Source organism: Marinifilum flexuosum, from assembly GCF_003610555.1.
In the GTDB taxonomy this organism is placed as follows: domain Bacteria; phylum Bacteroidota; class Bacteroidia; order Bacteroidales; family Marinifilaceae; genus Marinifilum; species Marinifilum flexuosum.
On the sequence record NZ_RAPQ01000007.1, the window covers coordinates 1 to 1,088 of the forward strand.

Below are 1,088 nucleotides of genomic sequence, written 5' to 3' on the forward strand. Positions count from 1 at the left end.
TTATTACGTTTACATATACAAATTGGATATATAAACGTATAAAATTAACTGATATAAGAAATATAAACGTAACTAGTTAAGCTAACATATACGTTAGGCTTAATTGTAAATGGTGTACCAACATAAAATCTAAATGAGATACTTAAGAGAAAATGAAATAGAACCATATCTGAATGCTGGAAAGATAATTGAGCAGTATTTAGGAACATTCAGACTTGATAATTTTCCATGTCATAGATTTGTTTCCATTGGTAAGGACAAAGATGGTTATTATTGTTTTTTGGCAGAAGTATTTGATGAAAAGGAAGATGGAATTGAAAGTATTTATGATTTTTCTGGCATTGACCCTGATAATCCAGAGGGAATTGAATATGGACCAAAGACTTCATTAAAGGCTTTGCTGTCTGAATTAAAAGAGAAAGTAACACTCACAGATGATACGTTTTTGCTAACTGGATTTCTTGACAACGTAATGACTACATAGAATGGGACGAGAATCTTTAGAAAAATATATTTTTGAGAATCAACTTAGTTCATGTATGAATAATACAAAATGGACTGAATTAATTTCGGAAATAACTAAGAATAAAAACTTTAATCCATCAGTAAATATTAAATACTTGTTTGACTCAGAAAACAATGAACTTTTTAGTCCAGTTTGGTGGGAGGAAGTTGAACGAGATGGTTTTAATCTAATTGAATGGTTAGAAATCAATCCAATAAAAACAACTCATATCGGTCGACTTGTTAAACCAAAGACTGAGGATTTTTCTGACTTTATTGAAAATGGACTGAAGAAGCATTCAATACCATTTGATTTAAATGATGGAATATTTAAGGTGTATGGATATAGAAGAAAAACAACATAAGCCTAACAAAAAATATAGGTCATTTGGCGGAAAGTTCTAATTTTGAGCATGGTAGCAATTAATAAAATATATAGCGGTTTGATAGGTTGGTGTTTCAAAATGCCAAACGCCCCATATTCAAACCGTTGAACAAAAACCGCCTACAGCGGTAGCTTACAAATAAGGTTGTAACTTGCTTAAGTATTTATTCATTAAAATATTAAGTCATGAAAAAAAAGC

2 protein-coding genes are annotated in these 1,088 nt (G+C 30.2%); both read left to right on the forward strand.

The features are described from left to right. Positions 1–133: 133 nt before the first annotated feature. A complete protein-coding gene (locus tag BXY64_RS00045; protein ID WP_120237966.1) occupies positions 134–484 on the forward strand; it encodes a hypothetical protein in 351 nt (116 codons plus the stop codon). A gap of 1 nt (position 485) precedes the next feature. Next, a complete protein-coding gene (locus BXY64_RS00050; RefSeq protein ID WP_120237967.1) occupies positions 486–869 on the forward strand; it encodes a DUF6678 family protein in 384 nt (127 codons plus the stop codon). Positions 870–1,088 lie beyond the last annotated feature (219 nt).